Origin of the sequence: Nostoc paludosum FACHB-159 (genome assembly GCF_014698835.1) — a bacterium.
GTDB lineage: Bacteria > Cyanobacteriota > Cyanobacteriia > Cyanobacteriales > Nostocaceae > Nostoc > Nostoc paludosum.
The window spans coordinates 118,675-139,822 of sequence record NZ_JACJTU010000022.1 but is presented as its reverse complement, the minus strand read 5'-3'; the positions used below and the strand labels follow the sequence as shown (position 1 = coordinate 139,822).

The following is a 21,148-nucleotide window of genomic DNA, read 5'->3' as shown; positions in this document are numbered from 1 at the left end:
GCGATGTCATACTAGTTTGAAAAAACAATGCCATAAGTAGGGGTACAACAATGTTGTGCTCTTAGTAACATCTGATGCAACTAGACCAGCTAGTCAGCCAATTAGCGATGAATAAGTATTAAACTTTGCTCATAAACGTAGGCGAGTGACACAAAGGAATAAGAGTTTGAGGGGTTTTTGCATAAGTCATACTAAGATTGAAATTTCAGTTTTAGAGTTCAAAGGTGCAACTTTGAGGTTCAAAACGTCAAACTCCCTTGTCTCCCTCATCTGGGAACGCAAAGTTACACAGACGGCGCTAGAACCGCTATATTCAGAAAGAATAAACCCACTGTTACTGTGCCTCAAGAACATCTCGATTCAGAAGTATTGCAGCGATCGCCCGTGTCATCTCTACGGGCAGAAGCCATTGCACGCATCCGCAATAGTCTGCGTCCCGGACAGCAACAAATGGCTGACTGGCAATCTGGCCCCCTAGCTATTTCTGCTGTTCCCGGTGCAGGCAAATCCACCGGCATGGCAGCGGCGGCAGCGATCGCCATTGCACGTCAGTACGAACGTTCTGCCCAGTCGGGTTCCTCCTCCCGCCGTCAGTTGGTGGTTGTCACCTTTACTCGCTCTGCTGCTGCCAATATTAAAGCCAAAATTCGTAAATACTTACGAGATGATTTATCTTTACCTCAAACAGGCTTTTTTGTCTATACCTTGCATGGTTTAGCGTTAAACATTGCCAGCCGCCATCCCGATTTATCAGGGTTGCAGTTAGAATACGCCACATTAATTACACCAACCCAAAGTCATCGTTTTATCCGCACAGCCGTAGAGCAATGGATTGCAAATAATCCAGAACGATATTTGCGGTTATTAGAAGGTCATCAATTTGACGGTGAAGAAACAGAAAGGTTACGTCGTCAATCGGTGCTACGGACAGAAGTCTTACCGGAATTAGCTAATACGGTTATCCATGAAGCAAAAAGTTCTGGGATATCGCAAGAAATGTTGCAAGAGTGGAGTCAACAAACCACAGACGAATATGCAATTTTGAGTGTAGCGGCGGGATTGTACGAGCAATATCAAAACTTAATGCGATCGCGTGACTTCATTGACTACGACGATATGATTTTAGCCGCATTGCGGGTATTAGAAAACGACAGTGCCCGCCGCATCGAGCAAAACCAAGTATTCGCCGTCTTTGAAGACGAAGCCCAAGATTCTAGCCCGCTACAAACGCGGTTGTTGGAAATTTTGGCGAGTAACTTGGATGAAGACACGGAGACGCGGGGACGTGGGGACGCGGGGACAACCACAATAACTCTTAACTCCTCACTCCCCACTCTCCACTCAGCACTCAATTTAGTACGTGTCGGCGACCCCAACCAAGCGATTAACTCTACCTTTACGCCAGCCGATCCGATTTATTTTCGGCAATTTTGCCAAGAGTGCGATCGCATTCAACGATTGGCAACGATGGATCGAGCCGGTCGCAGTACGAGAATAATTATTGAAGCTGCTAACTTTGCCCTCAAATGGATCAATAATCACTGGTCTGCAACAAACCCCCAGTCCCCAATCCCCAGTCCCCAGTCCCCATTTGATAACCGACAAGTACCATTTCGCTTACAAACCATTCGTCCTGTTGACGCTGGCGATCCGCAAACTAACGCCAACCCAGCACCAGTAGGGTTAGGGCTGGAATTATACACCCCACGCGATATTTTTCACACTGTTGAATTGTTATCTCAAAGAGCGATCGAGTTATTTGGTAAAGATCCTACAAAAAATAGTGCAGCGATTTTAGTGCGAGAAAATCGTCAAGGACGATGGTTGGCAGAGGCTCTAGCACCTGTGTGTAAAGAGCATAATATTACACTTTATGATGTGGGAGAACGCGATCGCCGTTCTCATGTACCCCAAGAAATTTTGGCATTGCTGCAATTTTGCGATCGCCCCCACTCTCCTGATTACCTCAAAGCCGCACTAGAAGCATTGGTGCAGCGTCAGCTAATTCCTACCCAAGACCTCAACGCCCTTGCTAGTCTCCCAGAAGAATTTTTGTATCCTAGCCCCCTAGCAGCACCCCAACCAGAACCAGTACAAAAAGCTGCACATTTGTGTCGCAGTTTACTCCGCGCTCGTTTGGAACTGCCTCTATATCAGTTAATTTCTTTCCTCGCCTTGACCTTGAATTACGACCAAGCGGAATTGGCAACTGCTGATAAACTCGCAGAACGCGTAAACCAGCAGATAGCTAGCAATAGTTCAATGAGGTCAATGCTGTCAGCTTTGAGTGAAATCGTCAGTTCTGAACGGTTTGAACCAGTGGAAACCGAAGATTCAGAAGAACGTTACACCCGTCGCGGTCAACTGACTATTATTACCATGCACAAAGCCAAAGGGCTGGACTGGGATTATGTTTTTATTCCCTTTCTGCACGAAAACTTAATTCCTGGAAGATTCTGGGTTCCTCCCCAAAGCCAATTCTTAGGGGATTTTACTTTATCAGAAGTAGCTCGTGCCCAAATTCGTGCTGCTCTCCACGGAGAATCTACCATACCGGATGTGACACAAGCATGGGAACAAGCAAAGCAGTTAAAAATATCAGAAGAGTACCGTTTACTCTACGTTGCCATGACACGAGCAAAGCTTTTGTTATGGATGTCTGCGGCGCATAAAGCCCCCTTTACTTGGAGTAAACCAGAAAATTTGCAAGAACAAGCGCCTTGTCCCGTGTTTGGGGCATTAAAGCGCCAATTTCCCCAATGTGTCGTTACTTCAATGATGTTAACTAAGTGAGCATAAATATTTATCGTTGAGTCAAGGCAGAATGCAGAGGCCAGAAGAGGGTTTTAACTAAGTTGACTTTTTGTTACATAATTCTGCTTTTTGTGCATTACTAACGCTCTCTCAATAGGAACTAGGCTATCAAACATTTAATTTGCACACTGCTTTTAAATCAAACTCTTCCAGAGTGGGCATTTTGCTCGCCTTAAATATCCAATGTTTTTAAGTAATAAAATAAAAATTATATGTAAATATAAATGCAAAAATATAAGGTTTTCATGAAATTTAATTGTTTTAATTGACAAAATCCCTTTGCTCTGATTCCTTATTACACATCAGATACTTCTTCAGATAGAGGGTGCAAAGAGAACAAATTTAGACTGCTTAAAATGTTTGTAGCGCTCTTTAATCAGTCTCTAAACAGAAAATTTATATTTGAATCAAATACTACAATCTTCTCCCTAAAACGACGGAGACGTTTATCTACCTAAGTACGATCCTAATTATGGTCAAACGATTACCGTAAAATTTACCATTCCATTAATTTTCAAACATCTTCTTATGGTATTTTTATAGCTAGGGTTACTGTTAAGTTTATGAAGCAACACAATAAAGCAGTCTTAGGGCTGTTAGTACTATTAGTATTAGCCAGTGTTACTTATTTATTCACTGTATATACAGACACTTTTGGAGAAAGAGATAGCTACCGAATGCTACTAGGTATGATCGACTCGATCGCATTTGATAAACCACTAGGAGCGAGAAAAATTTATGGTAGTAATATCTCTTTTGCTTACTATGCATTACTAGATTTTTTTAGGCCAATTTTTAAAGCAGATTTGACCCACATAGTTCCTATTATGAACTATGTAAATGCGGCTTTTGCCATTTTGATGGTTATACCTTTCTTCTTTTTTGTTAGAAGATATTGGGGAACACTTATAGCTTTATTGGCAAACATCTTACTACTTATACTCCCAGTCTGGAGGGTAACCGGGCAATATCCACATCCCATGACTGGCTCTATGGTATTCATGTTTATAGGATTAGCCTTGATTGGTTATCGTTCGTTTTTAAACTCATTGAGCTTAGGGTGGAAGAAATTAATTTTATGGGATGTACTAATTGTTACTGCTTTTGCCTTGTGCTTAATGTTCAGGCTGGATGCAATATTAATGTTTCCGATGATTCCAGCTTGTCTTCTTCTTGAAAGATATCCTTTGAAAAAAATTGTTTATCCTTCGATTTTATATAGTATTTTGCCGGTAATTATTTTTAAAGTGATGCAAGCTCAACTTGCATATATTAAAGATAAAGAAGGTGATGGAATATTTGAGCAACTTTTATTGTGGAATAATCCTGCTAGATACGTCGATCAGTTTGTGCGTGGTAGCCTACTGTTTATTTGGGGCTTGAATCCTTTACTTTGTTTGATATTTTTAATATCCTGCGTATATTTATTTTACAAACGTCGTTATTCATACATACTTTTTATTTTACCAACAGTAATAATAAATTATATATTTTGGCTACCAAATCCTGCTCCAGCCCGTCACTTTATCTACTTATCTCCTGTTGTAGCAATTAGTATTGCAATCTTAGTAGCAGATATTTTTCCAAAAGTAAGAACTTTACTCAAAAATAATACGAAAATAGAAGTAGCACTCGCAGCATTTTTAATCTTTTCTCTTGTTATCAGCAATAAATATTCCTACTCTGCGCCCTTATCAAAGCCATACTCTTACGGACTGATGCGGTTGGGCACTGAACTACAGCAATTAGAACCGAAAGGTAAGCCAATTTTTGTAATTGGTGATACACTTCCCATCGCGGCACAAATGCAGCTAATCTCAAAAGAGACAAAGGTTAGCCCTGAAGAAACAAATATTCTTACAGATGAGAGTGTTCGCGCTCAAGAAAAATCCGCTATCAAACCTAAGCTCCAGTACGTAAATGTGTTAAATGTGGAAAATCAAAAGAATAAGTTTACATTTTATATTCAAGGTTTTCCAACCAAAATAAAAGAGATCGACAGATTTTTATCAGAAACAGACAAATACGATGGATATTATCTTGTAGTGAATATGCTAGATAAAAATGGTAAAAAGATTGATTTCGATCCATCAAGCTTTTCTAAAAAGCTTGATATTTTAAAATTGTGATTATATACCTAACTGTTAATCTTAGACAAACAGATAACAGCTATGATAGGTTTTGTTTATTATTCTTAGACAGAATTATTCAACTAGCTAGACACTAGATAACTTATTCATTATTTTCTCTCTATTTCAAAGCCGAAGTTTTCAAAAATTAATTAAACTCAAAATGCAGAAAATATGCATTATGTATAAAAAAATAGGAGTAGAGTTATAGTGTCGAACTTTAAATTTGGTATTTCAATAATCATAGTAATTTGCATTATTGCCACTGCCATAGCAGTATATTTACTAGGCGGTATCGATCCAGCACAGATTCAAGCTTGGCTCAGATCTGCCGGTATCTGGGCACCAATTATCTATATTCTTGTATATGTTGTAGCAACTGTGCTGATTCTGCCCTCAACGGCACTTAACTTGACTGGTGGTGCAATTTTTGGCCCAGTATTAGGAACTATTTGGACTAGTTTAGCAGCGATTATTGCAGCAATTGTTTCTTTTACTTTTACTAGGACTATTGGGCGTGAAGCAGTAGCCAAAAGATTAGCTGGAAAATGGCAAGCAATGGACGCGGAAGTACGGCAAGCAGGATTATTTTATATGTTTGCTATTCGGCTAGTAGCAGTTATGCCCTATGGTTTAGTAAACTTCACTGCCGGGTTAACTTCTGTGAGTTTTAAAGATTACGTTATCGGTACAAGCTTGGGCACAGTTCCTGGAGTTTTACCTTTTGTATTGTTAGGAAGTTACGGTTTAAAAGCTTTTAGCACAGGAGATTTTTTACCAATGATATTAGCTCTGTCACTAACTGGAATGCTAGTGGCAGCAGCAACATGGTATCGCCGTCGGCGGACATTTCCTTCAAAGGGTGTAGAGGCTGTGAAATCATCAAAAAATGACACAGATACTAAAGATAGCTGAAGGATATTCTTGTTGGAAAATAAAAATTAATTTTATGTCTGTTTCTGTTACCGTCAAGCCAAATATGAGGTTTTGTACATGTTTTTAAACAATGACAATGTAGAAATTTCTGTGGTAGTTCCGATGTATAATGAGGAACCTAATATAGACTACCTGTTTGAACGATTAGTATCAGTATTAGTTCGTTTAAACATGAAATATGAAATTGTTTGTGTGAATGACGGTAGTAAAGATAATACTCTGAAATTTTTGGTTGAACATCATTACCGTAACCCTGCAATTAAGGTAGTTAACTTGTCCCGTAACTTTGGCAAAGAAATTGCTCTAACAGCTGGTATTGACTATACAACAGGTGCAGCAGTAGTCCCAATTGACGCAGATCTTCAAGATCCACCCGAATTAATTGAACAGCTAATTGCTAAATGGCGTGAAGGTTATGATGTGGTTTATGGAACTCGTCGCTCACGTCAAGGAGAAAGTTGGATTAAGCGTTTTACTGCTAGTGCTTTCTATCAAACTATAGGTAAGTTGAGTCACACTCCAATTCCCCCGAACACTGGGGATTTTCGCTTATTAGACCGACGTGTAGTCAATGCTCTCAAACAAATGCCAGAACGGAATCGTTTTATGAAGGGTTTGTTTGCTTGGGTTGGTTTTAAGCAGACTTCAATATTATACGATCGCCCTCAACGTTATCAGGGAACTACTAAGTGGAATTATTGGAGACTTTGGAACTTCGCGATTGATGGGATTGCTGCATTCAGTTTAATACCCTTAAAGGTTTGGAGTTACCTTGGCCTGACTATATCTTTAATTTCATTTTTCTATGCTAGTTTTTTAGTAATTCGGACTTTGCTATTCGGCATTGATATTCCTGGTTATGCTTCTTTAATGGTAGCAGTGCTTTTTTTGGGCGGAGTGCAACTTTTAAGTCTTGGGATGATAGGTGAATATCTCGGACGCGTCTATGACGAAGTAAAAGGACGCCCACTTTATTTGGTTCGAGATTCTTATGGCTTTATGCCTGAATCTATCAATCAAAAATCTCTTTCTTCTCGTCCCTAATTGAATTTAGAGGATGTTCTAAAAATATTATTTCATATTGCATCAACGACTATAGCAATCCTAAATGAGTCGTGAAAAATATGGATAAGGAAACGAACCGCCAAGGACGCAAAGGACGCAAAGGTAAGAAAGAACAAAGAGATATATAATTTTCACAAATGATTTAGGACTGCTATATAAGTCGCAGTTGATGTCGCATTCAGATAGGGAAAATATATTTTCATTGCTTGGGGTGAGTGCAACTGATGGAGTCTCTTGCATAGATAAGTTCCGATGCCACGCAAAAGCAAAGCGCAGTCTTGGGAGTTTTCCCTAAGACTGCATTGGTGTCTACTCTGTCGGGTTTGCAACGACTTTAATTTTAAATTTATAGTATATAATGAGGGATTGTGTCGAATTAAAGCTAGACAATGCCTAAACTCAAGACTCGTAAAGCAGCAGCGAAGCGATTCCGTGCCACCGGCAGCGGCAAAATCGTCCGTCGCAAAGCTTTCAAAAACCACCTTTTAGAACACAAAACTTCCAACAAAAAGCGTAACTTGTCCAAGACTACACTTGTACACGAACGCGATGAAGATAATGTGCGCTTGATGCTCCCATATTTGTAAGTCCTTCAGGAATTAAGTTATGACACGGGTAAAACGCGGTAACGTAGCTCGCAAACGCCGCAATAAAATTCTCAAATTAGCTAAAGGTTTTCGCGGTTCCCACTCAACTCTGTTTAGAACTGCCAACCAACAAGTCATGAAGGCGCTACGCAGTGCCTATCGCGATCGCAAAAAGAAAAAGCGCGATTTTCGTCGCCTGTGGATTACTCGCATCAACGCTGCTGCAAGGCTACACGGCTTGAGTTACAGCCAGTTGATCGGTAACTTGAAAAAAGCTGATATCCAACTAAATCGCAAGATGTTGGCGCAACTAGCAGTACTCGATCCTGCAAGCTTCGGCAAAGTTGCTGAATTAGCCAATCAAGCTAAAAGATAAAGGTGGTAACGGATGAATAACCGATGTAACAGATGGCAAGTAATTAGTCGGTTACATCTGGTATTATCCGCTACTATTATCTTGATTTGCTGCTTTTGCTTTGTCGGCACAGGATTAATCGCCTCTGCCGCCGAAATGCCAGAAATACAGCGACGGGGTTATTTAACTGTTGCAGTTAAAGATAACTTACGTCCTTTGGGGTTCAAAGACGATAGCGGCAATTTGCAAGGCTTAGAAATTGACTTGGCACAGCAGTTGGCACTTGACTTGCTAGGTAAAAAAGATGCTGTTAAATTTCAACCCGTAGCGAATCGCGATCGCTTGTCTGTAGTTGTAGACAAGAAAGTTGATTTAGCGATCGCTAGAGTAACAGCAACAGCTTCACGGGCCCGCGTAGTTAATTTTAGTGTTCCATATTACTTAGATAGCACTGTATTAATTACAAAAGATGCTACTGTGCAGCAGTTAAAGGATTTGGCAAAACAAAAAATTGCCCTACTCAATAACTCCAGTACAATTGCCAAAGTACGGTACTATTTGCCAAACGCCGAGTTAGTAGGAGTGAATTCCTACCAAGAAGCGCGAGAGCAAATAGAAAATAATGCCGTTGTCGCCTTTGCCGCAGATGCTAGCGTTCTGAGCGGTTGGGTGCAACAATATCCAGAATATCGATTACTAACAACCAAGCTATCAACTGAACCATTGTCTGTGGTGATGCCCAAGGGATTGCAGTACGATGAATTAAGACGACGAGTCAACGAAGCGATCGCTCGTTACATAGCAGAAGGTTGGCTCGAACAACGCGTTAAATATTGGGGTTTACCATAAGTGAGTGTTGAGTTAAGAGTTAGGAGTTAGGAGTTAGGAGTTAGGAGTGAAAAGTTAGAAGTTAAGAATTGTCTGCTCGATCTCCCTTATCCCCTCATCTCCCTCATCTGCCCAATAGGCTGATAATAGATACAGAAGCAACTTTTAATATTTGTATTTGCAGGCAATGGATAATAATCTAGCCGTAGTTTATCTCTCAATTTTGGTAGGTCTGCTCACATTTACAGTTGTGGGTGTTTTTCGCCAAATCTTCAAAACTCGCAAGATTGAAAACTCTTTTTCTAAGTTACGGAAGAAACTAGAAAAAGAAAAGGGCACGACTCAAGAATATTACGAGTTAGGGAGTATTTATTCTGAAAAAAAATTATATTCCCAGGCGATCGCATTATTTCAAAAAGCTCTGAAAACTGCCCAAGAAGAGGGAGAAGAAAATATTGCCCCCATTTACAATGGACTGGGTTATGCTTACTTTATTCAAGAGCAATATGACCTAGCAATTCGTCAGTACAAAGAAGCCCTCAAATATAAACCAGATTATGTGACAGCGTTGAATAATCTCGGTCATGCCTATGAGAAGAAAAAATTAAATACTCAAGCATTACAAACTTACGAAGAAGCACTCAAATTTGCTCCCAATAACTCTATTGCGAAACGCCGTGCTGAATCTTTACGTCGTTTAGTTTCTGCATAGATTAGGGCATGGGGCATCCCTTCGGCTTCTCTACGAGACGCTACGCGAACGCTCAGGGCAAGTGGGCATTGGGCATTGGTTATTCTGCTCATCTAGCCATCTTCCCAGTCTCCACTTCTTCCTTACTAAATTAATTTACCTTTAGCCTCTGAATTTATCGGTTTTCAGGATTACGCTTGGAAATAGATAACTATACATCTTTTGTAAGCATGAAAAAGATGATTAAGCGGCTAAGGTATTTTTTTTTGCTAGCTATTGCCATCATTATTGTGATTTCTATCTCATTTGGATTAATGGGAAGATTATCTGCTCAGCAGGCTTCAATTTCCCATCCTCTAAGTGCGTTAACTGAAGCAGAAATTAGTACAGCTGTTTCAGTTGTTAAAAAAGAGAAAAATTTGAGTGAAATGGCAGTTTTTCCACTTATTGGTTTACAAGAACCAGAGAAAGAAGAAGTTATAAATTTCACACCTGGTAAAGTTTTCCAGCGCAAAGCTTTTTTGGTAATTTATGAGCGTTCCCAAAACAAAACCTTCGAGGGAGTTGTTGATTTAACAAGCAAAACCTTAAATTCTTGGAAAGAAATACCCTCTGTCCAACCTCCACTCGTTAATTCAGAATATGAACTTGCAACCGAGGTAGTTAAAGCCGATCCCCGATGGCAAGCGGCGATGCGAAGGCGGGGAATTAATGATTTTGAGCGAGTCAAAATCAGTTGGTGGACACCAGGAATTCTGAGCGAACAGGAAGAAAAAACAGGTAATCGTCTTTGTCGGGGGTTATCTTACTATAAAGGCGAACGCTGGAATTATTACGGTAGTCCAATTGAAGGAGTGGTAGCAACGGTCAATTTGAACACAGGCCAAATCGCCAGTGTTATTGATAGGAAAAAAGTGCCTTTTTCTCAGGAAAATTGGAACTACGATATTAAATCATTAGGCAAATTACTTTCATCGCCTAAAGCATTAAAAATTCTGCAACCTAATGGTAAAGGTTTTCAAATTAATGATAATCAAATTAGCTGGCAAGGTTGGAATTTTCGCTATTTAATGCATCCCCGTAGTGGTTTAATGCTCTACCAAGTGACGCACAAAGATGGAGAAAATATCAGACCAGTTGTATACCGCGCTAGCCTCTCAGAAATGGTAGTTCCTTATGGCGATCCTGAGCCTACTTGGTCATTTAGAAATGCATTTGATGTTGGAGAATATAACCTTGGCTTATTAGCAAATAAGATGGAGTTGGGTAAGGAAATTCCGGAAAACGGTCTTTTGTTAGATGCGATATTTGCTGATGAACAGGGAGAACCTTACAAAATGCCAGGGGTTATCGGTATCTACGAACGCGATAACGGAATGCTTTGGAAGCATTATGAGTATAATACTCAACGTAATGATGTCCGTCGCGATCGCGAATTAGTGATGACGATGACAGTGGCAATTGACAACTACGATTACGGCATTAATTGGATCTTTCGCCAAGATGGAACTTTAGAAGTACAAAATGAATTAACAGGTATTGTTTTGGCACAGGGAACAGCTGCCGAAAAACAATTGCCAGAAAGTTCCTATGGTCAACTAATGGCAAAAAATATTATCGGAGTAAATCACCAGCATTTTTTCAACTATCGCCTAGATTTGGATATCGATGGTAAAGCTAATTCTGTAATGGAAATGAACGTTAAGGCTTTGCCAATGGATGAAAAAAATCCTTTAGGAAATGCAATGGTAATGATAGAAAAACCATTAGCTAAAGAAACGGCTGCTGTGGGCGATTTGGATATGAAGCACAGTCGAAAATGGATGATTGTGAGTGCAGACAAAAAAAATGCTCTTGGCGCTGCGCCTGGATATATGCTGATGCCTGAAGGAAATTCTACCTTTTTACCTGTAGAAGGCTCAAAAATCAGGGAACGCGCAGAATTCGCCACACATCATGTTTGGGTAACAAAATATAAACCTGGCGAACTTTATGCTGGCGGCGATTATCCTAATCAAACTCAACCAGGAGAGGGTTTACCTAAATATATTGCAGATGATGAATCGTTGATGGGTGAAGATATCGTGTTATGGTACACAATGGGCGTGACTCACATTCCGCGATCGGAAGATTGGCCTGTGATGCCTGTCCATCGAGTTGGATTTAAACTAGCACCTAGAGGATTCTTTAGCCGCAATCCAGCCATTAATTTACCAGAGTAAAATCTTCTTTTTTTAAGTTTTTTTTGGGTGATTTTTTTGGTAATCTGTAAACCTGTAACTTGAATGCTGATAATAGCTCAAATCATTGCAGTTTTAATTCATTAGGATACTTCATGAATTTTCCAGAAATTAATATTCCCGGCAACGGCAAACTTCACGCTCGTTTAATTACTTCCTTGGGCGAAATTGTAGTACGTTTAGAGGAAGAAAAAACCCCGAACACTGTCAAAAATTTTGTCGGTCTAGCAACCGGAACAATCGACTGGAAAGACCCTAAAACCGGTCAATCTCTCAAGGGTACTCCTGCTTATGATGGGGTTCGCTTTCACCGAGTCATTCCTGATTTTATGATCCAGTGCGGCGATCCCCTGGCTCGTTATCCGGATATGGCTAACCGCTGGGGTACTGGTGGGCCAGGATACAGATTTGAAGATGAGTTTCATCCAGAGTTGAAACACTCTAAAGCAGGTATCCTCTCAATGGCAAATGCGGGGCCTGGTACTAATGGTTCGCAATGGTTCATTACAGAAGTACCAACGCCTTATCTTGACGGCAAACACAGTGTTTTTGGTGAAGTTGTCGAAGGTTTAGATGTGGTAAATAGTATTGCTAATGTACCTACAACTAGAGACCGCCCAAATCAAGAGGTAGTGTTAGAAAAAGTAGAAATTTTTCGGCAGTAACTAACATCTCTCTTAGTTAATTTATCTAAACAGAATACAGGAGAGGAAGGTCGGAGATTCTTCTCCTGTATTTTGAATTTTCGTGTAAATTTTCTCTATATTATATTATTGGTGATGTTTAAGACACAGCGCCGAATTGAAAACAAATTTGCTGAAAAATTAAGATTTATTTTAAATAAGCAATAGTAATATTGTGAAATTCAGAAGCTAGATTCTAATCAGGAAGGAGATTTTAGCGATAATTACGCCTACGGACTCCGGAGAAAACCCTTACAAGTCTTTACTTCATCAGAGATACAAGTTTTGCGACAATCAAAAGCGATTGAATAAATAATCATGCACTTATAGTCCACTGCTTATCGGACTTCGTGTTATTTAAGTTGGAAAGGGAGAAGACACAAATGAAATTGGCTTACTGGATGTATGCAGGCCCAGCCCATATCGGCACTCTCAGAATCGCTAGTTCTTTCAAAAACGTTCATGCAATCATGCACGCGCCACTGGGGGATGACTACTTCAACGTCATGCGCTCCATGCTAGAACGGGAGAGGAACTTCACCCCAGTAACAACTAGCGTTGTCGATCGCAATGTTTTGGCACGGGGTTCTCAAGAAAAGGTAGTAGATAACATCACCCGCAAAGACGCCGAAGAACGCCCAGATTTAATTGTGTTAACTCCCACCTGCACTTCTAGCATTTTGCAAGAAGACTTGCACAACTTTGTGGAACGGGCGCAGCTAGAAGCCAAAGGCGACGTAATGTTAGCGGACGTGAATCACTACCGCTACAACGAACTCCAAGCAGCCGATCGCACTCTGCACCAAATTGTGCAATTCTACATTGAGAAAGCGCGCAAAAAAGGCGAATTGCCAGAAGGCAAAACCGAAAAGCCATCCGTTAACATCATCGGTATTTCTACTCTTGGTTTCCACAACCAGCACGACTCCACCGAACTCAAGCGGTTAATGGCTGACTTGGGAATTGAAGTTAATACGGTAATTCCTGAAGGCGCTTCAGTTCATCAATTGAAGAAAATGCCCCAAGCTTGGTTTAACCTGGTGCCTTACCGCGAACTCGGCTTGGCTACGGCTCGTTACCTAGAAGCAGAATTCGGAACGCCTTACGTAGACATTACCCCAATGGGTGTAGTGGAAACTGCTCGTTGTATTCGGAAAATTCAGCAGGTGATTAACGCTCAAGGTGCTGATGTTAACTACGAAGACTTCATCAACGAGCAAACTTTGCATGTATCCCAGGCTGCTTGGTTCTCCCGTTCCATTGACTGTCAGAACTTGACTGGTAAAAAAGCAGTGGTATTTGGCGACAACACCCACGCCGCAGCCATCACCAAAATTTTGTCGCGGGAAATGGGCATTCACGTAGTTTGGGCTGGAACCTACTGCAAATATGATGCCGACTGGTTCCGCGAACAGGTAAGCGAATATTGCGATGAAGTGCTAATTACAGACGATCATGGCGCAATTGGGGATGCGATCGCCCGCGTCGAACCCTCTGCGATTTTCGGCACCCAAATGGAACGCCACGTTGGTAAGCGTTTGGATATTCCTTGCGGCGTAATTGCTGCACCCATCCACATCCAAAATTTCCCCATTGGTTACAAACCATTTATGGGTTACGAAGGTACAAATCAAATTACAGATTTAATCTACAATTCCTTCACTTTAGGAATGGAAGATCATCTGTTAGAAATCTTTGGAGGTCATGATACTAAGGAAGTAATTACTAAAGGAATTTCTGCTGATTCTGATTTGAGTTGGACAAAAGATGGTCAAGCAGAATTGAATAAAATCCCTGGATTTGTGCGCGGGAAAGTGAAGCGTAACACTGAAAAATTTGCCCGCGAACGAGGTTTCAAGGAAATCAGTGCTGAGGTTTTATACGCTGCGAAGGAAGCCGTTGGAGCGTAGGTTTTCAGCTAGCAAGTAAAATTTATTGGGGAGTTGAGAGTAATCTTGATTCCCTATTTTTATAAATTAAATTTATGAAAATGCCGTCATGTCTAATAGTTCAAGATGAAAAAATAACTAAATACCTACTTGTTTATCAACCTAAAAGTGATAAATCAGGATATCTAGCTTTAGCAGGATATAACCTTGACAACTGGGAACTTCTTAAGAACGATATAATAAAGGCTGTAGAAGGTTCTGAAATTGCAAAAGTCACCCTTACTGATTGGGGGACTCAGTTTGAAGTTAGAAGTGAATGGTCTGGGCCTAATGGTCGATTAATCAAAGTAATTACTATTTGGCAAGAAGATGAAGGAACAGAATTTGTGAGATTTATAACATTAAAACCTGATAGGTTACAGGAGAGTTAAGCAATGATAACAGCTAGCTTATTTCAGTGGGTAGAACTAAAGCAAGATGTTCCTAACAGCCCTGTAAAAATTGGCAATAGAGGGGTTGTATTGGATTATCTACCTCCTACTAAAACTCAACAAGAACCTGGATATATTTTAGAAGTATTTCAAGACGGTGAAACTTTGGATGTTGTTTCTGTACCTATTTCTTGGGTGAACCTTCTACCTGAAACTTGGGGAAGTGTTGAACATGATACAAAACAGACAGAATCTAAATCTAGTAAAACACCTAGAAGATTAATTGCGAACGAGTCATTAAAGAGATATCAACAACTAAGGTATTTTACCCGGTGGAGGAAGCTGTCAGAGCGTAATTTTTCAGCGAGTAAATAAAATTTATTGGGGAGCTAAGAGTAATCTGAACTCCCTGTTTTTATAATTTTATATTTTTGGTTGCTAAATTAAAAATAATAAATATTTATCTCCAGATTATTTGTAAATTTAAAATAAATCCTGGTAAAATGTCTTCGCCTGACAATTCTTGTGGAGATGTTAATATTTCCACTGGTTGACCAAAACGATAAATTTCTACTTGCCGCATTTTCGGATTAATTAACCAGCCTAATTTGACTCCATTATCGATATATTCCTGCATTTTCTCTTGAGTTTCTCGCAAAGCATCGCTGGGTGACATTAACTCCAAAACAAAATCTGGGGCTATTGGCGGGAACTTTTCTTTTTGTTCAGGTGTAAGTGCATCCCAGCGTTCTTTTCTAATCCAAGCGACATCAGGAGAACGGTTAGCACCATTAGGTAATTTAAAGCAGGTGGAAGAATCGAAGCAAATACCTAACTGAGTTTGACGATTCCAAAACACAAAATCTGCGCCAATTTCAATATTATGATTTCCTGTTTCTCCGCCTGTGGGTGACATGATGAGAAGTTCTCCCGCTGCATTGCGTTCAAATTTGATTTCAGGATTTTCCCGACAGAGTTGATAAAATTGGTTGTCGGTGAGTTGGATGATGGAGTTTAATTTAATGGCGATCGCTGTCATAATAACTAGCCTTGGAATAGTATCAAATTTAACTAAATTGTTTGCTCGTTTATTATTCAAATTAACTTACTTAATATAGTTTGAGCTATTTTTCAGTTAACCTGCTTTAATACAAAATAGCTACTGTATCGCGTATCTGCTATGTCCGCCGACAATCTCACACCAAAACAACGTACATTCATATCCCAATGTCGAGAAAAATGGCAACATATTGGACTATCGACCGAACGCATTAACCAACAACACGCTACAGATGCAGTTCGAGCAATATACACTGCACTCGAACTGACCGAACCTGAAATAATTATCGTTGATAGTCCTAACACTGCGATCGCTTACATCTGGAATTTAATCAAAGTTGATTCCGAGACAATCCTCAATGATGTCATAGATAGTTCATTCTGGAGCAGAATCTACAGGAATTTGCACTCACATTTGCTCGTGCGAGTACCTGTTGATTTACAAAAAAATTTACATTTATTATTTGAAAATAATCTGGCAACAGAGTATGCAAAGTTACTGCAAGAACAGCTAAAAATACAGTGGGAAGATATTTTGGAGGAAGATTTTGGCAAAGGCGTAGACGTAGCCAGCCGTAGTGGGAGCAACTTAATTAAAAATATATTCTCTTCCTGCCGCAAACCTGAAACTTTAATTGCAGGATGCAGTTATTTTGACTTTTGTATTCATAGTTTAAAATACCAGCAATTTCAAAATCAACTATTAATATTAGAAGAGTTTGTTAAAAATTGCGGTTGGACTTTCTTCTTTAAGAATATCGCCATTATTTCCAACCGTGCCACCACAATTAATATTGATAGCAACAACCATCTCCACGGCGAAGATACACCTGCCGTAGCCTTTGCAGATGAGTATACCCTGGATGCACATCACGGTAAAATAAACCTACAACGCAAGAAGCGTCAACTCGATGATATAGCCTGGACAAAGTTATTTGAAAAAATGAACGCAGTCGAAATTGACTCTTGGGAAGAATATAAGTTGTTGCGTGTCGTTAAAGAAGGAACTAATGTCCGGCCTCAGCAGTTCCTCAAAGTAACAAATCCGCATACGGGAGAAGTACGGGTTTTTGGAGTGTCTATGCGGTTCACATCTGCTATTGAAGCAGCACGGTGGGTGAACCAACGTAAAACTCAGCAATCATGAGTGAGAATATTGACGCAGCTAAAATTTCTATTATCATTCCGGCTATTAATGAAGCAGGGAATATTAAAGAAGCAATTGCTACAACAAAAAACAGTATAAATATAGAAGTTATCGTCGTAGATGGTGGCTCTAGCGATGATACTGCGGCAATAGCTCAGTCCTTAGGTGTCAAAGTTATCTCATCATCTCCCGGTCGGGCTGTGCAAATGAACGCGGGTGCTGTAGCAGCTAGTGGAGAGATTTTGCTATTTCTTCATGCAGATACCCGTTTACCTGCTGGGTTTGATGAGATGATTTGCACGGCACTACAACAACCTGGGACTGTGGCTGGTGCATTTAACTTACGGATTGATGCGTCGCTTTTGAGTTTAAGATGGGTGGAGTTTGGTGTAAAGTGGCGATCGCATTTTTGCCAAATGCCTTATGGCGACCAAGCAATTTTTCTCAGTAAAGCAGTATTTCAAGAAATTGGTGGTTTTCCTGAATTGCCTATCATGGAAGACTTTGAACTGATGCGTCGTTTAAAAGTAAAAGGACGTATTGCAATTATCTCTACACCAGTTGTCACCTCAGCCCGTAGATGGTTGCAAAAGGGAGTGTTTAAAACTACGCTAGTCAATCAAATAGTAATTATTGCTTATTTTCTCGGTGTTTCACCCGCGCGAATTCGTCGCTGGTATCGGGGAGAAAAATTTAAGAGAATTTAAGCTGTTTTTCATATCAGTAGTATATCTTAGTGGGATTGGACTAGACTTGTAAGTTTCAACGTTGAGCCTCAGAAGGTCAACGTCGAGCTTCAGAAGGTCAACGTCGAGCCTCAGAAGGTCAACGTCGAGCCTCAGAAGGTCAACGTCGAGCCTCAGAAGGTCAACGTCGAGCCTCAGAAGGTCAACGTCGAGCCTCAGAAGGTCAAATTTTTCAAAATGAACAAGCCCTTATTCAATTCCAAACTTAAACTATTACTACTAAGTTGCTTAGTTATCGCTCTTATAATTGGAGCTAAACAGTTAAACATTCAAGGACTTTTACATACCTTAATTATTTGGGTTGAGAGTCTTGGTATCTTCGGCCCTATTGCCTACATAGTCATCTACAACTTGGCTACATTATTATTTATACCAGGTTCCCTATTAACTCTTAAAGGTGGTTGCCTATTCGGAGTATTTTGGGGGTCAATATACGTATTAATTGCTGCCATAATTGGAGCTACGTTAGCTTTTCTGATTGGACGCCACTTATCACGGAATTGGATTTGTCAACAAATGGATAAACATCCTAAATTTAAAGCAATTGATTTAGCAGTTGCAAAAGAAGGGTGGAAAATTGTTTTGCTAACTCGTCTATCTCCCATCTTTCCTTTCAATTTATTGAATTATGCTTTTGGAGTTACACAGGTTTCTCTCAAAGATTATATATTAGGTTCTTTTGGCATCATTCCCGGTACTGTAATGTACGTTTATATCGGTTCTTTAGCTGGGAATCTTGCCATGATTAACACATCTCATCAACCAAGAACATCAGAAACTCAAATTTGGGAATGGATAATGCAAGGAGTTGGGTTAGTTGCTACGGTTGCTGTGACTGTTTATATTACCAAAATTGCTCAAAAAGCCTTAGCTCAAAGTATAGAAATAACAAAAACAAATCGTTTAGAGTAAATGGATTTATTTTTAGAATAATATTTAGGAATTATGAGATTTGATTTTTTTAATTTTTGGGTTTGGAAGATGATTTTTTTCACGCAGAGACGCAGAGGCGCAGAGAGAATGAGGAGTTTGAGATGGATTGGATTAATATTAGTAGTATTTGGCTTTGCGTTTTTGTTAAATACAGACTTTGCTTTAGCACAAGAATCTGTGAATACCAATTTTTTTAATCCCCAAGCAATTTTACGAGATGCGTTGCAGTGGATCGATCGCCTTGGTACTATGGGAGCGATCGCTTTTATTGCAATTTACATTATCGCCACCGTCGCTTTCTTCCCAGGTTCTATTCTTACCTTAGGTGCTGGCGTTATCTTTGGCGTAGTTTGGGGTTCTTTGTACGTCTTCATTGGTGCAACCCTTGGCGCCACAGCTGCTTTCCTAGTCGGACGTTATTTAGCAAGGAACTGGGTTGCTCAAAAAATTGCCGATAATAAAAAATTTACCGCCATAGATAGAGCCGTTGGCACAGAAGGATTAAAAATCGTCCTGCTAACGCGACTCTCGCCCATATTTCCTTTCAATTTATTAAACTATGCTTTCGGCATCACAGGAGTTTCCCTCAAAGATTACTTTATCGGTTCCGTAGGCATGATTCCCGGAACCATCATGTATGTTTATATTGGTTCCCTTGCAGGTAATCTTGCCACAATTGGCACTCAGACTCAACCCACCAACCCTACTTTACAATGGACAATCCGAATTGTCGGTTTGATTGCCACAGTCGCCGTTACAATTTATATCACCCGGATTGCCCGCAAAGCTTTAGAAGAAGAAATTTCATAGCTTCTGTCCTCTCTTCCCTTACCTCTGCGTACCTCTGCGCTTACTTAGCGTCCCCACCGAAGTTCAGATCGGCGGAAGCCGCCGCTCCGACTTCTCTTTGCGTTTAAAAACTTCTTCCTACTCCAAAAACCAGATTATTTGTCAACTCTCAAACCGATAAAACAGTACAAACATGTAATTCTAATTAAATTCCCATTAACAAATTTATCTTTTCAAATGAGGTTTCGTTAATGACCAATTCCGAATTCCAGAGAGTCACTGTTCGCCCAATGGACGAGTATAACCAAAAGTTAGTATCTTACGTCCATCCGCCAAATTGGGTCAATCCCCAACCTGCTGATGTTTACGACTTGGTAGTAATTGGTGCTGGTACAGCCGGTTTAGTAGCAGCAGCAGGCGCAGCAGGTCTGAATTTGGGTTTAAAAGTAGCATTAATTGAAAAGCATCTCATGGGTGGAGATTGCTTAAATGTTGGTTGCGTACCATCTAAAACTGTGATTCGTTCTGCTCGCGTAGTTGGCGAAATTTGGAATGCTAAAAACTTGGGAGTTAATATTTCCCAACATAATATAGATGTCGATTTTCCCAAAGTCATGGCTAGAATGCGCCGCATCAGAGCTGATATCAGTCCTCATGACTCAGCAGAACGATTTCAAAATTTGGGTATCGATGTCTTCTTAGGTAGCGGTCGCTTTGCCAGTAAAAATACTGTGGAAGTTGATGGTAAAACTCTCCGATTTAAAAAAGCTGTAATTGCAACCGGAGCAAGAGCCGCACAACCTCCAATTCCCGGACTCGAACAAGCAGGTTATCTCACCAATGAAACGGTTTTTTCTTTAATTCAACAACCGGAACGTTTGGCGGTAATTGGTGGCGGCCCCATTGGTTGCGAATTGGCGCAGGCTTTCCGGCGTTTGGGTTGTGAGGTGGTACTTTTTCATAGCGGTTCTCAAATTCTCAATAAAGAAGATGCCGAAGCCGCTAAAATTCTGCAAAGGGTTTTCATTAACGAAGGAATTCGCTTAGTATTGAATTCCAAATTAGAAGAAGTGGTAACAGTCACCGAGGGGAAACGGCTTTACTTTTCTTCTAACGGTCATCGAGATTCTGTGACAGTAGATGAAATTTTAGTCGGTACGGGACGCGCTCCAAATGTAGAAAATCTCAATTTAGAAGCAGCAGGCGTGGAATATGACAAGCGTGAAGGTGTAAAAGTTAATGATTACCTGCAAACAACCAATCCCAAAATCTATGCAGCTGGCGATATCTGCATGAAATGGAAATTTACCCACGCTGCCGATGCAGCTGCGCGGATTGTCATTAAGAATACCCTGTTTTCTCCCTTTGGCTTGGGACGTAGCAAACTCAGTAGCTTAGTAATGCCCTGGGTAACTTACACCGACCCGGAAATTGCCCACGTGGGAATGTACGAACACGAGGCGCAAAAGTTGGGGATTGAGGTAACAACTATTACCATTCCTTTTAGTAGTGTAGACCGAGCGATCGCTGATGGCGAAGAATTAGGATTTCTGAAAATCCACCACAAAAAAGGTGCTGATGAAATTCTCGGTGCAACCATTGTCGCCCGTCACGGCGGCGAAATGATATCAGAAGTCACCACAGCAATTGTAAATAAAATCGGCTTGAGTAAGTTAAGCAGTGTAATTCATCCTTACCCCACCCAAGCCGAAGCAATTAAAAAAGCAGCTGACGCCTATCGTCGTACACTCCTGACATCAACTACTAAAAAATTGTTGGGATTTATCACAAAGTTATCTTGAATTGGTCATGGGGCATGGGGCATT

General features: G+C 40.4%; 19 protein-coding genes. 18 read left to right on the top strand and 1 reads right to left on the bottom strand.

Going from position 1 to position 21,148, the window contains the following annotated elements:
* Window positions 1-450: 450 nt before the first annotated feature.
* From H6H03_RS22130 to H6H03_RS22070, 13 genes are all read left to right on the top strand, one after another.
* Window positions 451-2,793: an ATP-dependent helicase gene (locus H6H03_RS22130; RefSeq protein WP_390842849.1), complete on the top strand. Its 2,343-nt coding sequence runs from the start codon at window positions 451-453 to the stop codon at window positions 2,791-2,793.
* Window positions 2,794-3,377: 584 nt separating this feature from the next.
* Window positions 3,378-4,943: a hypothetical protein gene (locus tag H6H03_RS22125; RefSeq protein WP_190957218.1), complete on the top strand. Its 1,566-nt coding sequence runs from the start codon at window positions 3,378-3,380 to the stop codon at window positions 4,941-4,943.
* 210 nt (window positions 4,944-5,153) lie between these two features.
* Window positions 5,154-5,858, top strand: coding sequence for a TVP38/TMEM64 family protein (locus H6H03_RS22120; protein ID WP_190957217.1), 705 nt, complete (start codon window positions 5,154-5,156; stop codon window positions 5,856-5,858).
* 78 nt (window positions 5,859-5,936) lie between these two features.
* Window positions 5,937-6,923, top strand: a complete 987-nt coding sequence (locus tag H6H03_RS22115) for a glycosyltransferase family 2 protein (protein ID WP_190957216.1) — start codon at window positions 5,937-5,939, stop codon at window positions 6,921-6,923.
* 410 nt (window positions 6,924-7,333) lie between these two features.
* Window positions 7,334-7,531 (top strand): 50S ribosomal protein L35, encoded by a 198-nt coding sequence (rpmI, locus tag H6H03_RS22110; RefSeq protein WP_190957215.1) that lies wholly within the window; start codon window positions 7,334-7,336, stop codon window positions 7,529-7,531.
* 19 nt (window positions 7,532-7,550) lie between these two features.
* Complete coding sequence (gene rplT / locus H6H03_RS22105) at window positions 7,551-7,907, top strand: 50S ribosomal protein L20 (protein WP_190957214.1); 357 nt, start codon at window positions 7,551-7,553, stop codon at window positions 7,905-7,907.
* A 12-nt stretch (window positions 7,908-7,919) separates the two neighbouring features.
* Window positions 7,920-8,735, top strand: coding sequence for a transporter substrate-binding domain-containing protein (locus tag H6H03_RS22100; RefSeq protein WP_190957213.1), 816 nt, complete (start codon window positions 7,920-7,922; stop codon window positions 8,733-8,735).
* A gap of 166 nt (window positions 8,736-8,901) precedes the next feature.
* Window positions 8,902-9,426, top strand: coding sequence for a tetratricopeptide repeat protein (locus H6H03_RS22095; RefSeq protein WP_190957212.1), 525 nt, complete (start codon window positions 8,902-8,904; stop codon window positions 9,424-9,426).
* A 218-nt stretch (window positions 9,427-9,644) separates the two neighbouring features.
* Window positions 9,645-11,627: a primary-amine oxidase gene (locus H6H03_RS22090; RefSeq protein WP_190957211.1), complete on the top strand. Its 1,983-nt coding sequence runs from the start codon at window positions 9,645-9,647 to the stop codon at window positions 11,625-11,627.
* Between the two features lie 113 nt (window positions 11,628-11,740).
* Window positions 11,741-12,310, top strand: coding sequence for a peptidylprolyl isomerase (locus tag H6H03_RS22085; RefSeq protein ID WP_190957210.1), 570 nt, complete (start codon window positions 11,741-11,743; stop codon window positions 12,308-12,310).
* A 401-nt stretch (window positions 12,311-12,711) separates the two neighbouring features.
* Complete coding sequence (bchB, locus tag H6H03_RS22080; RefSeq protein ID WP_190957209.1) at window positions 12,712-14,238, top strand: ferredoxin:protochlorophyllide reductase (ATP-dependent) subunit B; 1,527 nt, start codon at window positions 12,712-12,714, stop codon at window positions 14,236-14,238.
* A 74-nt stretch (window positions 14,239-14,312) separates the two neighbouring features.
* Entirely contained in the window at window positions 14,313-14,648 is a 336-nt protein-coding gene (locus H6H03_RS22075; RefSeq protein ID WP_190957208.1) for a DUF6883 domain-containing protein, read from the top strand.
* A 3-nt stretch (window positions 14,649-14,651) separates the two neighbouring features.
* Entirely contained in the window at window positions 14,652-15,023 is a 372-nt protein-coding gene (locus H6H03_RS22070) for a hypothetical protein (RefSeq protein ID WP_199339035.1), read from the top strand.
* Window positions 15,024-15,108: 85 nt separating this feature from the next.
* On the opposite strand, the gene H6H03_RS22065 is transcribed toward H6H03_RS22070, so the two are convergent.
* Window positions 15,109-15,687 (bottom strand): Uma2 family endonuclease, encoded by a 579-nt coding sequence (locus H6H03_RS22065; RefSeq protein WP_190957233.1) that lies wholly within the window; start codon window positions 15,685-15,687, stop codon window positions 15,109-15,111.
* 141 nt (window positions 15,688-15,828) lie between these two features.
* Between H6H03_RS22065 and H6H03_RS22060 the strand changes: the two genes are divergently transcribed.
* From H6H03_RS22060 to H6H03_RS22040, 5 genes are all read left to right on the top strand, one after another.
* Window positions 15,829-16,854, top strand: a complete 1,026-nt coding sequence (locus H6H03_RS22060; RefSeq protein WP_190957207.1) for a DUF6745 domain-containing protein — start codon at window positions 15,829-15,831, stop codon at window positions 16,852-16,854.
* On the top strand, window positions 16,851-17,561 hold the full coding sequence (locus tag H6H03_RS22055; protein WP_190957206.1) for a TIGR04283 family arsenosugar biosynthesis glycosyltransferase: 711 nt from the start codon (window positions 16,851-16,853) through the stop codon (window positions 17,559-17,561). Before H6H03_RS22060 ends, H6H03_RS22055 begins: the two co-directional genes overlap by 4 nt.
* Window positions 17,562-17,777: 216 nt before the next feature.
* A complete protein-coding gene (locus H6H03_RS22050; RefSeq protein WP_190957205.1) occupies window positions 17,778-18,512 on the top strand; it encodes a TVP38/TMEM64 family protein in 735 nt (244 codons plus the stop codon).
* Window positions 18,513-18,620: 108 nt separating this feature from the next.
* Entirely contained in the window at window positions 18,621-19,343 is a 723-nt protein-coding gene (locus tag H6H03_RS22045; protein WP_242058091.1) for a TVP38/TMEM64 family protein, read from the top strand.
* A gap of 230 nt (window positions 19,344-19,573) precedes the next feature.
* Complete coding sequence (locus tag H6H03_RS22040) at window positions 19,574-21,124, top strand: mercuric reductase (protein WP_190957203.1); 1,551 nt, start codon at window positions 19,574-19,576, stop codon at window positions 21,122-21,124.
* The last annotated feature ends 24 nt before the right edge of the window (window positions 21,125-21,148 follow it).